A 13247-nucleotide genomic window follows, 5' to 3' on the forward strand; every position below is an offset into this window, starting at 1 on the left:
GTTCCCTACAGACTCTTGCGAAGGCGGTTTATACGGTCGGCGCCGGGCTCTCCGATCCGTCGCCATTGGTCACCGTAGGTTTGGCGAGCGCCGGTTGTTCTTCAACGCCAGGCTCACGTTGGGGGCTCATGACCATCTGTGGATAAGTTTGGGCAAAATGCACATTCGAGGTTTTATCCACAAGCTTTTTCAACCGCTCGTTGAACGCACGGCTCACGCCATATTGCCCGCCCGAAACGGTGCGGAATTGCGCAGTCAATACGACGCCATTGAGGTCCATGCGGTCCAGACCGAACACTTCCAACGGCCCTTGCAGATTGCTGCTGAGCAACAAGTCATCACTGATGGAGCTACCCGCCTCGCGAATCAACGCCATGGCCGAATCGATGTCGGTGTCATACGTGAACTGCACGGCAAAAAACGCGTAGGCGAATTGCCTGGATTGGTTGGTCACCGCCTTAATCTGTCCAAACGGCACCGAATGCACAAACCCTTTGCCGTCGCGCAAGCGCAGGGTGCGAATGGTCAAGCTTTCAACGGTTCCGGAGTGCCCGGAATCCAGGACTACCCAATCGCCGATGGAAATGGTGTCTTCGATGATGATGAACAATCCGGTGATCACGTCTTGAACCAGTTGCTGCGAACCAAAACCGATGGCTAAGCCGACTACACCGGCACCGGCCAGAAGGGGCGCGACGTTAATTCCGAGATTGGCCATGGTGGTGATCGCACATATCACCAGCAGAATGATTTTTATCGCGTTGCGCAACAGCGGCAAAATGGTTTTTATCCGGGTGCTGGGCTGATGCGAAGAGCGTTTGTTCATCGGCGGCTTTAGGGCTTCCTGAATCGCCGTATCGAGGATTACCCACAGCAACCAGGTGACCAGGAAGATCAGACCAATCCGACTCAGAGAATCACTGATAGCTCGGCCAACGGTATTGCCTTGAGCAAACTCCAGCAGCGAAAAACCCCAAATACGCGCCAACACTTCAATAAACGTCACCGCCAATGCGATGCGCAGCACTGCATGCAGCAGGCTTAGTAAACGAGTTTTATACACATGATCGTTGCGATCATTTGTCTGCAACGGTTTGAACAGGTGCTGAAACACCGTGCTCAAAAACACGGTGGAAATCAATAGGACGGTGGTCAGTAATGCACAGCGCAGAGCCTTTTGGCTGTCTTGGCCAGCGCCAATCAGGTGGATCGCCGAGACCAGAATCATCAACAGAATCGGCAGGTACCATACGCTGGAAAATATGTTCAGAGACTCTTGCAGCGCAGGTTGCCGCAAGCGGCCCGCCAACGAACGATCGCGAATCAAGTGCGCAACCGGGCGCCGTAATTTGATTACCAGCATGCAAAACACTACCGACGCAAACAGCCCGGTGAACACCGCGATGCTACTGGTGATATTGCTGCCCAACTGACGAGAGATCTGCGGGCTGGTCAGCGCATCGCTCAGCGCCGCGAGAAAGCCAATCAAGAATAGGGGTCGTGGACTGTATTGGCGGATGATGCGCACCGCAACGCGCTTGTGTCCGGCGTTGAACATCACGATGACGCACAGGATCACTGACGTCGAGACGATGCCGCTGCTGGTGGCATAGGCGAAGCACAGCGCCAAAGCCCGACCTACTGAAGCTTGCAGAAAATGGCTGACGTATAACGTCAACGGCAGGCTGATCACCGCAGGTAATGTGTACGCCAGCAAGTAGCTCAGCAGTGCTTGCGGACGGTATCGCGTGGCAAGGAATCGGTGCTGGTTGAGGCGCGCGGTAAAGAAGCGTCCTGTCAGCAAAAGCATCACAAACGCGCCCATCCACACCGCCGAGAGCACCAGAAAGTCACCGGCGATGCTGACCTTCGAGCGCGAGGTACGCTGATTCACCAGAACATCTATTTCATCGGCGGCGCGATCTGCTCGCAAGCGCCAAGCGTCAATCAGGTTGTTGTCCAGATCAATATTATTTTGGACGTTATCGATGCTGGAGCTTATGGCCCCCAACAAACCACCCTGCACCAGGATCTCAGGTTTGGCGGGAATCGCTACGGGAGCGACAGGTACGGGTATAGCCGCAGCAGGAGTAGCCGGGGCGGTCTTTGGTGCGGCGGGTGCTGCCGGTGCAGTGGTGGCTGCATCAGCTGCCGTGGCGGGCGTTGCAATCCCCACAGCATCAAGTACAAACCCCGGAAGTTCAGCAGCCTGCACGTTGAAAATACCCGCGCAGAACAGAATGCACATCAGCGAAATGGTCTTGAACTTCAACAAAACTCTGGCCCCTCCAACGTTTGATACACCCGTGAATGTGAAGCACTTTGGAACTGATCGATATTAGCTCGCCAAGTTCGGTTCACATTGCTTATGGTCATGCAGCTTTCGAAAAAACAGGCTCTATCGCCGTCCGTAAGCAGCTGCGAACCTTTTGCCGCGTCGGCTCGTCGTAGCTTGATAACGCTGAAGTTGTAACAGCATTACGGTCTGGTCGAGGTGACATTCAATGCTTATTCATCCCAAAGCACGTTATAAGCCCTACGAATCATCGTCTGGGGGCTGGGGCTCAGCAAAATCGGTGATGGAAATTCTCTGGCGTGAGCAAGCACTCGCCAAGGCGCCCAGCGCACTGTTTAAACAAAACAAGCCCGGCGGATTTGCGTGCGTCAGTTGTGCGTGGGCCAAACCCGGGAAACCGCATCATCTGGAGTTTTGTGAAAACGGTGCTAAAGCCACCGCTTGGGAGTTGACCTCGCTCAAAACCAGCCCCGAGTTTTTTAAGCGGCATACGGTCAGCGAACTGCTGCAATGGGCCGATTACGACCTCGAACAGCACGGACGTCTGACTCATCCGCTACGTTATGACCGCACCAGTGATAAATACCTGGAAACCACTTGGGAAGAAGCCTATCGCGAGATCGGCGCGCAACTGCGGGCCATGGACCCTGAAAGCGTAGTGTTTTATGCCTCGGGCCGCGCCTCGCTGGAAACATCGTTCATGTATCAGCTGTATGCCCGGGCTTATGGCAGCAACAACCTGCCCGACAGCTCAAACATGTGCCACGAAAGCACTTCAGTAGGTTTGCAAGAAAGTATTGGAGTCCCGGTCGGGACGGTAACGCTGGCGGATTTCGAGTTAACGGACTGCATCTTTTTCTTCGGCCAAAACGTTGGCAGCAATAGCCCGCGCATGCTTCACCCGTTACAGGAGGCGCGCAAGCGGGACGTGCCAATTATCACCTTCAACCCCCTACGCGAGCGTGGACTGGAGCGCTTCGTCAATCCGCAATCGCCCATTGAAATGCTCGGTCCTGAATCCACCGTCATTAGCACCCAATACCATCAGGTAGCCATTGGCGGCGACACCGCCGCCGTGATGGGTATCGCCAAAGCGTTGTTTGAGATGGACAAAGCGGCGCTGATCAAGGGCGAACCGGGGGTCATTGATCAAGCGTTTATCGCCGAGCACACCGAAGGTTTTAACGAGTTTGCCGTCGCCGCTCGCGGCTGCGATTGGAGCGCCCTGGAAGCCCGTGCCGGGCTTTCGCGCTCGGCGATGGAGGCGGCGGCCACGGTGTACGCCCGCAGCCAACGCACGATGTTCGTGTATGGAATGGGCCTGACTCAGCATCGCCACGGCGTGGAAAACGTGCAGATGCTGGTCAACCTCCTGCTGCTGCGCGGCAACATTGGCAAACCCGGTGCCGGCATTTGCCCAGTGCGTGGGCATTCGAACGTGCAAGGTCAGCGCACGGTTGGCATCACCGAGGATCCGAAAAAAGTCCCTGTGGATAAGATCGAAGCGCTGTTCGGTTTCCACGTACCGGAGAAAAAGGGCCTGTGCACGGTGGATGCCTGCGAGGGCATTCTCGACGGCAGCGTGCGTGGCTTCATCGGTCTGGGCGGTAATTTCCTGCGCGCGGTTCCCGATACCTCGCGCATGGAACCCGCTTGGGGAAACTTGCAGTTAAATGTACAAATTGCGACCAAGCTCAATCGCACTCACTTGGTGACCGGCAAACAGAATTGGCTGCTGCCGTGTTTGGGCCGAATCGAAATCGATCGGCAAAACGGCAAGGCCCAGGCTTACAGCACAGAAGACAGTACCGGGTGTATCCACGGCTGGTGGGGCAATAGCGAGCCAGCGAGCGAACACCTTCGATCAGAAACAGCGATCATTGCCGGATTGGCTGTCGCAACGTTGTATGGCATTGAACGTGTCGACTGGGACGCGTGGCGCGGCGACTACGCGAAGATCCGCTTAGCTATTGCTGAAATTTATCCAGAAATATTTCACGACATGGAAACCCGAATGTGGGAACCCGGTGGCTTTCACCGGCCTATTGCGGCAGCCGAGCGAAAGTGGAAAACCCCCAGCGAATGCGCGCAGTTCATTGTCCCGAAGAGCTTGGACGAAAATACCGACGTCAGTCCCGGACTCCAGCGGCGCGACGTTCTGCAACTGATGACGCTGCGCAGCAATGATCAATTCAACACCACAATTTATGGCTATGAAGACCGCTTCCGAGGAATAAGTGGCACTCGCAAAGTGATCTTCATGAACCGAAACGACATCGTACGTTTAGGGTTCGTCGTCGGGGACTGGGTCATGCTCACCACGGCTGTCGAGCTGGAAGTAATTCGGGAAGCAGGACCGATGCAAATTGTCGCGTATGACATTCCCGAAGGCTGCAGCGCGGGCTATTACCCGGAATGTAATCCACTGGTTCCACTCTGGCACCATGCCGAGCGAAGCAAAGTGCCGGCTGCGAAATCAGTGCCTATTACCCTGCGCAAAACCAAACCGGAGCCTGAAGACCTTGAACATGCGGTGCCGGACAAGGACCAGATTCATTGAGATTCCTACGGACATTTTAGTTCTACTACTTGACCAAGGAGAACGATCGTTCTACCATCCCCAACATGAACACACAGCCCCATTCAGATATCCGCGACACCGTTCTTAAAACAGCAGAACAACTTATTTACCAACATGGAATTCACGCCACCGGCATGGACCTGCTGGTGAGAACCTCGGGGGTCTCGCGCAAAAGTATTTATCGGTACTTCGGCACCAAAGATGACATCGCGGCTCACGCGTTAATGGCCCGAGATATTCGCTGGATGGCGTGGTTCAGGACTGAAGTCGATAAAGCCCCCACTCCCGAGGCCCGTATTCTCAATCTGTTTACAGTGCTTAAAGGCTGGTTTCTCAGCGATGGCTTTCGTGGCTGCGCCTTCATCAATACCGCAGGTGAAGTCGGTGACCCTACCGACCCTGTTCGTTTGATTGCCAAAGAACACAAACAGAAGTTGCTGGATTACACGCTGGAACTATGTGGAGCGCTGGCGGTGGTTGCCCCTATAACTTTGGCCAAACAACTGCTGATATTGATGGATGGCGCAATTACCGTGGCGCGTGTCATGGGCGATCCGACCTCGGCAGATAACGCGCGTGACATTGCTCGACGTCTGCTGGATACCTGATGCCAAACAGAATTTGGAGGCCTCCTCCAATTTGCTAAACCGGCATGCGTTTTTAACTGGAGACCTAGTAATGCCTAACGCCGAAACTCGTCCACCGTTACCTCCGTTTACCCGCGAGTCTGCCACGTTGAAAGTTCGCTTGGCTGAAGATGGCTGGAACGGCCGCGACCCGGAAAAAGTCTCGCTGGCTTACACCCTTGATACCAAATGGCGTAATCGAGCGGAGTTCGCCGTTAACCGCGAAGAAGCCAAGGGGTTTTTGACTCGCAAATGGGCTAAGGAGCTGGATTATCGCTTGATCAAGGAACTGTGGGCCTTCACTGATAATCGTATTGCGGTGAGGTACTCCTACGAATGGCATGACGACTCAGGTAATTGGTTTCGCTCATACGGTAACGAAAACTGGGAGTTTGCTGAGAACGGTTTGATGGCTAATCGATTTGCGTGCGTCAACGACATGCCGATTAAAGAGTCCGAACGCAAATTCCATTGGCCGCTGGGCCGCCGTCCAGACGATCACCCAAGCCTCTCCGACCTCGGCCTATAGCGCGCAGCATCGGCTGTAGCCAACACGGAGGCTGGTCGATAGATGCCATCTATCATGTCTTCATCAATAGCTATTTGATAAATACCTTTCAGCCGCTTAGGCTCGCACGGTCAAGACCGTCTGACGGTTAACTCACATTAGCGCGCTCAGTTTTGAGCGAACGAGGTGTCATTGCACGATCAGATCTTGATGGACAGCTACTCTCGCAAGGTTGATTACTTGCGAATGTCGGTGACTGATCGTTGCGATTTTCGCTGCGTCTATTGCATGGCCGAAGACATGGAGTTTTTGCCGCGCCAACGCATCCTGACCCTGGAAGAAATTTTTCAGCTGGCCGAACGCTTCGTTGCCCTAGGCACCCGCAAAATTCGCCTGACCGGTGGTGAGCCGCTGGTTCGTCCTGGCGTGGTCGAGCTGTGTCGGCAAATCGCCGCACTACCCGGCTTGCGCGAGCTGTGCATGACCACTAACGGATCGCAATTGGGCAAATTGGCTGGGCCACTATTCGATGCCGGCCTCAAGCGCCTAAACGTCAGCCTCGACAGCCTCAACCCTGAGCGCTTTCGTGAATTGACCCGCACCGGCGACCTGAACAAAGTGATTGCCGGTATCGATGCCGCCAACGCCGCCGGGTTTACCCATACCAAGCTCAACTGCGTGGTGATGAAGGGCCGCAACGATCACGAAGTCAAAGATCTGGTCAGCTTCGCCATCGATCGAAAACTCGACATCACGTTCATCGAGGAAATGCCGTTGGGCATCATCAGTGAGCACAGCCGCGCCGATTCTTTTTTCTCCAGCGCTCAAGTACGAGAACTTATCGCCCAACGCTACACCTTGATTGAATCCGCAGAATCAACCCAGGGCCCCTCGCGTTATTGGCGCTTGGCCGAGGCGCCAGAGATTCGGATCGGCTTCATTTCGCCCCACAGTCATAACTTCTGCGCCACCTGCAACAGGGTGCGCTTAACTGTGGAAGGCCGTTTGTTGTTGTGTTTGGGTAATGAGCATTCGGTGGACCTGAAAACCGTATTGCGCAGCCATCCGGGTCAGCCGCAGAAACTGGAAAAAGCCATCATCGACGCCATGCAACTCAAGCCCTACAGCCATAACTTCGAAATCAACGATGATGTTCAGGTCGTGCGATTCATGAACATGACGGGCGGCTAGTGCCGCTGTCTTGAACCGCTTTTGCTGCACAGCCAGGCGCCACCATGATCATTTCTCCACGTGACAACCCGTGTTCGATCCTGTTACTGGCCGGTGGCCGAGGGCAGCGTATGGGCGGCCAGGACAAGGGGCTGATGCTGTGGAATGGACAGCCATTGATTACGTATGTGCACGAGGTTGTCAGGCCGCTGACAACCCATGTGATTATTTCCTGCAACCGGAATCAGTCGAGCTATGCGGCGTTTGCGGATCAGCTAGTGGGCGATGAACAACAGGATTTTCCGGGACCGCTGGCGGGTGTTCTGGCGGGACTCGGGGTTGCTCGTCATCCATGGATGTTGGTGCTGGCGTGTGACGCGCCGAGAATTGACCGCGCTTTGATTGAACAACTGTTGCAAGGTGCTAGCTCCATGTCCTCCCCATTAATGGTGCGGCAGGCGGGGCAGTGGCAGCCGATGTTTAGCTTGATTCCGACCGCGTTATTACCGGTGTTACGCGAATGCTGGGAGGCAGGCGAACGCAGCCTGTTGCGAGCGTTGCTGAGTCAGGATTTAAGGGCAATGGAATGCGCGCCTGATGATCCCCGACTGACCAACTTCAACACACCGGATTTGTTGGAAACGTAAATCCGTGTCGCCTGCATTCGCGAAGCAGGCGACACGGTTGCCCAAGTCACTGCGTTGGTTCCTTCTTAGGCAGGCCTGCTCTCACCGGGCATCCCCCTGGCCAGATTCTAAGCCGTGCCCCGATCAGCGCAACTGCGCCAAACACCCTTCAAGAATATCCAGCCCTTCGTTGAGCACATGCAGCTCGGTGGTCAGCGGCGGCAGCAAGCGGATGATGTGTCGCGCTTTGCCACTGGGCATCAACAGCAGGCCTTTGTTCCTGGCCGCTTCTAGCAGCGCGGCCAATTGGGCGGTGGCGGGCTCGCCTTCTAGGGTCATCAGTTCGATTCCGCGCATCGCGCCGACACCGGTCAAACGCCCGAGAAATGGCGAGCGCGCGGTGTCGATCCAATGTTGATAACGGGTGGCTATGGCTTGGCTCTGGGTCTCACTCCACGCAGACAAGTTAGCGTCGGTCAATTGCTCCAGCGTCGCCAAACCTGCTGCGCAGGCGATGGGGTTGCCCGAATAGGTCCCGCCCAATCCGCCTTTAGGCAGCACGTCCATCAGCGCTTTTTTGCCGACTACCGCGCCAAGGGGCATTCCGCCCGCGATACTTTTACCGAGTAGAAGCAGATCCGGTTCGATCCCCAATCGCGAAAAAGCGAAGCGCTCACCCGAGCGACCGAAGCCGGATTGAATTTCGTCGATGATCAGCAAGATACCTTTTTCATCGCAGAAAGCCCGCAGGGTTTGCGCGAACTCAATGTCCATCGCGAGAAATCCGGCTTCGCCCTGAATCGGTTCAAGAATGAAGCAGGCGATGTCGTTCACGTCGATTTCAACACTGAACAAACGATCCATGGCCTTCAAGGCTTCGGCGGCGGTAACGCCGTTATCTTTGCTCGGGTAAGGCAAGTGGTAGACCGGACCGGGCAGTACGCCGACTTTTTGTTTGTAAGGCGTCACTTTGCCGTTGAGGTTCAGGGTGGCGAGGGTTCGGCCGTGAAAGGCGCCGTCGAAGGCGATCACGGCCGTGCGACCGGTATAGCCACGGACGATTTTCAGCGCGTTTTCCGCCGCCTCGGCCCCACTGTTGGTGAGCATGCCACTGACCGGGTAACTCACCGGAATGAACGCTGCGAGCTGGGCCATGAATTGTTTATACGGGCTGTGGGGCACGGCGTTGAAGCAGTAATGGGTCAGTTTGGTGGCTTGTTCGCGAATGGCGTCGACGATACGCGGGTTGCAATGCCCAAGGTTCAAAACACCAATGCCGCCGACGAAGTCGATGTAGCGTTTGCCGTCTTCATCCCAGACTTCGGCGTTCTTGCCGTGGTCCAGGGTGATGGGGTGGACCCTGGAAATCGAACCGCTGATCGATGAATCGCTCATGCTTGGCTGCTCATACAAAAGACTTCGTCAAAAAAGACAGTGGGTTATATAAGCGAGGAATACACACCGGTCACAAGCGAAATAAACTCGCGGGGTTATTCCTGAAATTCGTGAATGCCTACTTCGATCAATGCGGGGACTCAGAGGCAAAGCTTCCCGAATGAATTCGGTCCTACAGAGATCAGGTTTATCTGTGGGACCGAATTTATTCGGGAAGGGAACGACCCGGTGTTTCAGGCACATTGCGAAGCCTGCGATTTAACTTCTTCCCCCAAAAATCTGCGAAGGCCGGCGCAGGGTGGGGTCGAAAGGGTTGATCTTCGGGCCGATTGCCGCCGCTTCGCGTTTGAGCAACTCAACCACGGTTGGCAGTCGATCTGGCCCCAGGCGATCAGTGATGGTCGCAACGCTGAGCGCCGCGACGGCATGCCCATTGCGGTTGAGAATCGGCACGGCGAGGCCAGCCATTCCCGGCAGCGCGCCGGTATTGCGCGCCGCGTACCCGAGTCGCCGAACGTTCTCCACCTCCGAACGCAGAAACACTTCGTCGTACAGGTGAAAGTCCTTGAGCCGTGGCAGGTTGTAACAGATTACGGTCTCGCGTTCTTCCTCAGGCAAGAATGCCAGAATTGCCAAGCTGCCCTGCCCCACGCCCAACGCCACGCGCCCGCCGATGTCGCCGGTGAAGGTCCGAATCGGGTATGGCCCCTCGCTGCGGTCCAGGCAGATGGCATCGAAACCGCTGCGGGCCAACAGAAATAATGAATCCCCCAACGAGGCGCTTAGTCTCAACATGCTTGGCCGGACCAGATCCCGCAGGTTGCCGGTATTCCCCGCCAGCGCCGCCAATGCAAAAAATTCCAAGCTCAGGCGGTAGCGCTTGCTGCGCTCATCCTGCTCGACCATGCCTTCGTCCATCAGGCTACGCAGCAAACGATGGGTGGTCGGTTGCGACAAACCGACCTGCTGCGCCAACTGGGTCACTCGGGCGCCACCGTCGGGCGCAGTGCCGAGGCTGCGCAGCACGGCAAACATTCGAGAGACGCTGCCAACGCCGACTTCCTTCAACTCACCATTCCGTTCAGCGGAAGACATAAGGTTATTTCCTTCTTATAAATTTGCTGAGCGAATGAAAATGAAAAAAACAGTTCTTTCAGTGAAATTCGCTCTTTCGCCCATCCTAGGCTTCGTCCTAATGTGAGTCCACAGGGGCGAATCGAACAACACATGGCAGCCGACTTAGAGCGAGCGCCGACGCACCCAGCGGTATCCCTTCGCATCTGCCCATTACAAAAGAGCGTGTTTCGACGCGCCCAATAAACAAGGTGGACCGCGCACATGGCATTTCTCCAACTCGAAGGCCTCAGCAAACGCTATGGCGCCATCGACGCCGTTGTCGCCACGGATCTGGCGGTTGAAAAAGGCGAATTCGTTTCTCTGCTCGGCCCCTCCGGCTGCGGCAAAACCACCACCCTGCAAATGATCGCGGGCTTTGTCGACGCCACGGCCGGGCGCATCGTGCTGGACGGCCGCGACATTACTCACGCCAAACCCAGCAGCCGTGGGCTGGGCGTTGTGTTTCAAAGTTACGCGCTGTTTCCCCACATGACCGTCCGCGACAACGTCGCTTTTGGCTTGCGGATGCGTAAGGTGCCATCGGCCGATATGGCCCGGCGCGTGACCACGGTATTGGACTTGGTGCGATTGGCAGCGCATGCCGAGCGTTACCCGCGAGAATTGTCCGGCGGCCAGCGCCAGCGTGTGGCCCTGGCCCGCGCATTGGTGATTGAACCGCCCGTGCTGTTGCTCGACGAACCGCTGTCCAACCTCGACGCCAATTTGCGCGAAGAGATGCAGTTTGAGATTCGTCGCATCCAGTGCGAAGTCGGCATCACGACCTTGATGGTGACCCACGATCAAGCGGAAGCGCTGTCGATCAGTGACCGGGTGGTGGTGATGCAGGCCGGCCGCGTGACCCAGATCGACGAGCCCTACAAACTCTACGAACATCCGCGCACGCCGTTTATTTCCGGCTTCGTCGGCAAAGCCAACATGCTCGCCGGAGACCTCGATGCCGCCGGTTGCCCGCAGGTACGCCACACCCCTGGCCATGGCGCGCTAACCCTCAGTTTGCGCCCGGAAAAAATCGACCTGCTCGACGCCGGCAACGGTCGGTTGCAGGGGCGTATTTCAGTCCGCTATTTCCTCGGCAGCCAATGGCTGTACCGCATCGACACTGCATTGGGCGAACTAACTGTGGTCCGCCGCAACGACGGCAGCGCGCCGCTGACTGAAGGCACGGCGGTGGGACTCGACTGGCAAGCTGATTTATTGCGCGTGCTGGCCGCCGACGAGGTGCATGCATGAATGCGCTCGCCTTTTTGCGCAACGGCGGACGTGGTTATCTGCTGTCACTGCCGGCCATTATTCTGTTCAGTTGCCTGTTGATACTGCCGCTGGTGCTGACGCTGGTGTTGTCGTTCAACGTGTTCGACTACCAGCTTGGGGTCAAAAACGGCGAGTTCACCTTCGCCCATTACATCGACCTGTTCAGTGATTCGTACTATTACGAAATCTTCTTTCGCACGCTGTGGATCAGCGCCGTGGTCACGCTGTTGTGCGTGGTGATCGGCGTCCCCGAGGCGTACATCCTCAGCCGCATGGGCACACCGTGGCGCTCAATTTTCCTGATTTTGATTTTGACCCCGCTGCTGATTTCCGTGGTGGTGCGGGCATTTGGCTGGAGCTTGCTGCTCGGCTCCGATGGCTTGGTCAACCAGGCGATTCAGGCGTTTGGCGGACATCCGGTGAAGCTGCTCTATACCTCGTTCGCGATAATCATCGCGCTGGTCCACGTGATGCTGCCGTTCATGATCATTCCGGTCTGGACCTCGCTGCAAAAGCTCGACCCCTCGGCTGAACAAGCCGCGCTGTCCCTCGGCGCCAGTCAGGCCAAGGTCATGCGCTTGGTGGTGCTGCCGCAAGTCATGCCCGGCGTGCTGTCGGGGACGTTGATCGTCTTCGGGTTGTCTGCCAGTTCCTTCGCCATTCCCGGCCTGTTAGGTGGACGACGTTTGAAAATGGTCGCCACCGTGGTCTACGACCAATACCTGTCGGAACTGAACTGGCCCATGGGCGCGGCCATCGCGGTGGTGCTGCTGGTGATCAATTTGCTGGTGATGCTGACGTGGAACCGGTTTGTCGAACGCCGCTATAAAAAGACCTTGGGAGAATAAGACATGTCCAAAAACGGTCCTTTGTCGCTGGGTTTTCATACCTTAGTGGTGGTGTTCATGCTGGCGCCGCTGGTGGTGGTATGCCTGGTGGCGTTCACCCCGGAAAATACCCTGAGCTTGCCAACGTCCGGGTTTTCCCTGCGATGGTTCAGGGCAGTGTTTGAACGCGCTGATTTCATTCATGCGTTCTATAACAGTCTGATTCTGGCGTTCGTGGCCGCCTCGCTGGCCACCCTGATTGCCGTGCCCGCCGCACTAGCGATCACCCGCTATACATTCCCTGGCCGCGACTTCCTGAACAGCCTGTTTCTGTCGCCGATCATCATGCCGCACTTGGTCTTGGGCGTGGCCATGCTGCGGCTGTTCGCGCTGATGGGGGTCAACGGCAGTTTCGCCTGGCTGATGCTTGCCCACGTGGTGATCATCACGCCGTACGTATTGCGGTTGGTGATCGCCGCCGCCATCGGCATCGACCGCAGCGCTGAACAAGCCGCTGAATCATTAGGCGCCAGTCGCTTTACCCTGTTTCGCCAAATCACCTTACCGATGATTTTGCCGGGGGTCGCCGGCGGCTGGCTGCTGGCGTTCATTAACAGTTTCGACGAGGTCACCCTGTCGATCTTCGTCAGCTCGCCATCGACCCAGACACTGCCGGTGCGCATGTACGTGTACGCCACCGAATCCATCGACCCGATGATGGCGGCAGTGTCGGCATTGGTTATTGCGTTGACCGCTGCGGCCATGATTGTGCTCGACCGGGTGTATGGCCTGGACCGCGTTCTGGTTGGTAAACATTGAGGAAGGCACTG

The 13247-nt window shown here is 56.5% G+C and carries 11 protein-coding genes; 8 read left to right on the forward strand and 3 right to left on the reverse strand.

The features are described 5' to 3' along the window. Positions 1-28: 28 nt before the first annotated feature. Positions 29-2248 carry a mechanosensitive ion channel family protein gene (locus RGW60_RS16350; protein ID WP_322206951.1) on the reverse strand — a complete coding sequence of 740 codons (2220 nt, stop codon included), beginning with the start codon at positions 2246-2248 and terminating at the stop codon, positions 29-31. Positions 2249-2504: 256 nt separating this feature from the next. Here RGW60_RS16350 and RGW60_RS16355 point away from each other — a divergent pair, with 256 nt between their 5' ends. The 5 genes from RGW60_RS16355 (at position 2505) to mobA (ending at position 7828) form a co-directional block, all read left to right on the forward strand. Continuing rightward, positions 2505-4856 carry an FdhF/YdeP family oxidoreductase gene (locus tag RGW60_RS16355; RefSeq protein ID WP_322205578.1) on the forward strand — a complete coding sequence of 784 codons (2352 nt, stop codon included), beginning with the start codon at positions 2505-2507 and terminating at the stop codon, positions 4854-4856. A 65-nt stretch (positions 4857-4921) separates the two neighbouring features. Then, positions 4922-5485, forward strand: a complete 564-nt coding sequence (locus tag RGW60_RS16360) for a TetR/AcrR family transcriptional regulator (RefSeq protein WP_322205579.1) — start codon at positions 4922-4924, stop codon at positions 5483-5485. Positions 5486-5555: 70 nt separating this feature from the next. Beyond that, entirely contained in the window at positions 5556-6032 is a 477-nt protein-coding gene (locus RGW60_RS16365) for a nuclear transport factor 2 family protein (protein WP_322205580.1), read from the forward strand. A 189-nt stretch (positions 6033-6221) separates the two neighbouring features. Continuing rightward, entirely contained in the window at positions 6222-7202 is a 981-nt protein-coding gene (gene moaA, locus RGW60_RS16370) for a GTP 3',8-cyclase MoaA (protein WP_407074075.1), read from the forward strand. Positions 7203-7246: 44 nt separating this feature from the next. Further along, positions 7247-7828, forward strand: coding sequence for a molybdenum cofactor guanylyltransferase MobA (mobA, locus tag RGW60_RS16375; protein WP_322205582.1), 582 nt, complete (start codon positions 7247-7249; stop codon positions 7826-7828). A gap of 123 nt (positions 7829-7951) precedes the next feature. Here mobA and RGW60_RS16380 read toward each other — a convergent pair whose 3' ends face one another. Then, a complete protein-coding gene (locus tag RGW60_RS16380; protein WP_322205583.1) occupies positions 7952-9202 on the reverse strand; it encodes an aspartate aminotransferase family protein in 1251 nt (416 codons plus the stop codon). 258 nt (positions 9203-9460) lie between these two features. Continuing rightward, positions 9461-10297 (reverse strand): IclR family transcriptional regulator, encoded by an 837-nt coding sequence (locus RGW60_RS16385; protein ID WP_322205584.1) that lies wholly within the window; start codon positions 10295-10297, stop codon positions 9461-9463. A 243-nt stretch (positions 10298-10540) separates the two neighbouring features. On the opposite strand from RGW60_RS16385, the gene RGW60_RS16390 reads away from it, so the two are divergent. From RGW60_RS16390 to RGW60_RS16400, 3 genes are read left to right on the forward strand one after another with little or no spacing between them, the layout of a single operon-like run. Beyond that, positions 10541-11569, forward strand: a complete 1029-nt coding sequence (locus RGW60_RS16390; protein ID WP_322166307.1) for an ABC transporter ATP-binding protein — start codon at positions 10541-10543, stop codon at positions 11567-11569. Continuing rightward, a complete protein-coding gene (locus RGW60_RS16395) occupies positions 11566-12438 on the forward strand; it encodes an ABC transporter permease (protein ID WP_322166308.1) in 873 nt (290 codons plus the stop codon). Before RGW60_RS16390 ends, RGW60_RS16395 begins: the two co-directional genes overlap by 4 nt. A 3-nt stretch (positions 12439-12441) precedes the next feature. After that, positions 12442-13236 (forward strand): ABC transporter permease, encoded by a 795-nt coding sequence (locus RGW60_RS16400; protein ID WP_322205585.1) that lies wholly within the window; start codon positions 12442-12444, stop codon positions 13234-13236. Positions 13237-13247 lie beyond the last annotated feature (11 nt).

The organism is Pseudomonas sp. AB6 (assembly GCF_034314105.1).
Lineage (GTDB): Bacteria > Pseudomonadota > Gammaproteobacteria > Pseudomonadales > Pseudomonadaceae > Aquipseudomonas.

What these genes read in the sequence shown, in the direction of transcription:
- RGW60_RS16350 (WP_322206951.1), bottom strand. Translation starts at nt 2,248, where the DNA reads ATGTGCATTCTGTTCTGCGCGGGTATTTTCAACGTGCAGGCTGCTGAA.
- RGW60_RS16355 (WP_322205578.1), top strand. Translation starts at nt 2,505, where the DNA reads ATGCTTATTCATCCCAAAGCACGTTATAAGCCCTACGAATCATCGTCT.
- RGW60_RS16360 (WP_322205579.1), top strand. Translation starts at nt 4,922, where the DNA reads ATGAACACACAGCCCCATTCAGATATCCGCGACACCGTTCTTAAAACA.
- RGW60_RS16365 (WP_322205580.1), top strand. Translation starts at nt 5,556, where the DNA reads ATGCCTAACGCCGAAACTCGTCCACCGTTACCTCCGTTTACCCGCGAG.
- moaA (WP_407074075.1), top strand. Translation starts at nt 6,222, where the DNA reads ATGGACAGCTACTCTCGCAAGGTTGATTACTTGCGAATGTCGGTGACT.
- mobA (WP_322205582.1), top strand. Translation starts at nt 7,247, where the DNA reads ATGATCATTTCTCCACGTGACAACCCGTGTTCGATCCTGTTACTGGCC.
- RGW60_RS16380 (WP_322205583.1), bottom strand. Translation starts at nt 9,202, where the DNA reads ATGAGCGATTCATCGATCAGCGGTTCGATTTCCAGGGTCCACCCCATC.
- RGW60_RS16385 (WP_322205584.1), bottom strand. Translation starts at nt 10,297, where the DNA reads ATGTCTTCCGCTGAACGGAATGGTGAGTTGAAGGAAGTCGGCGTTGGC.
- RGW60_RS16390 (WP_322166307.1), top strand. Translation starts at nt 10,541, where the DNA reads ATGGCATTTCTCCAACTCGAAGGCCTCAGCAAACGCTATGGCGCCATC.
- RGW60_RS16395 (WP_322166308.1), top strand. Translation starts at nt 11,566, where the DNA reads ATGAATGCGCTCGCCTTTTTGCGCAACGGCGGACGTGGTTATCTGCTG.
- RGW60_RS16400 (WP_322205585.1), top strand. Translation starts at nt 12,442, where the DNA reads ATGTCCAAAAACGGTCCTTTGTCGCTGGGTTTTCATACCTTAGTGGTG.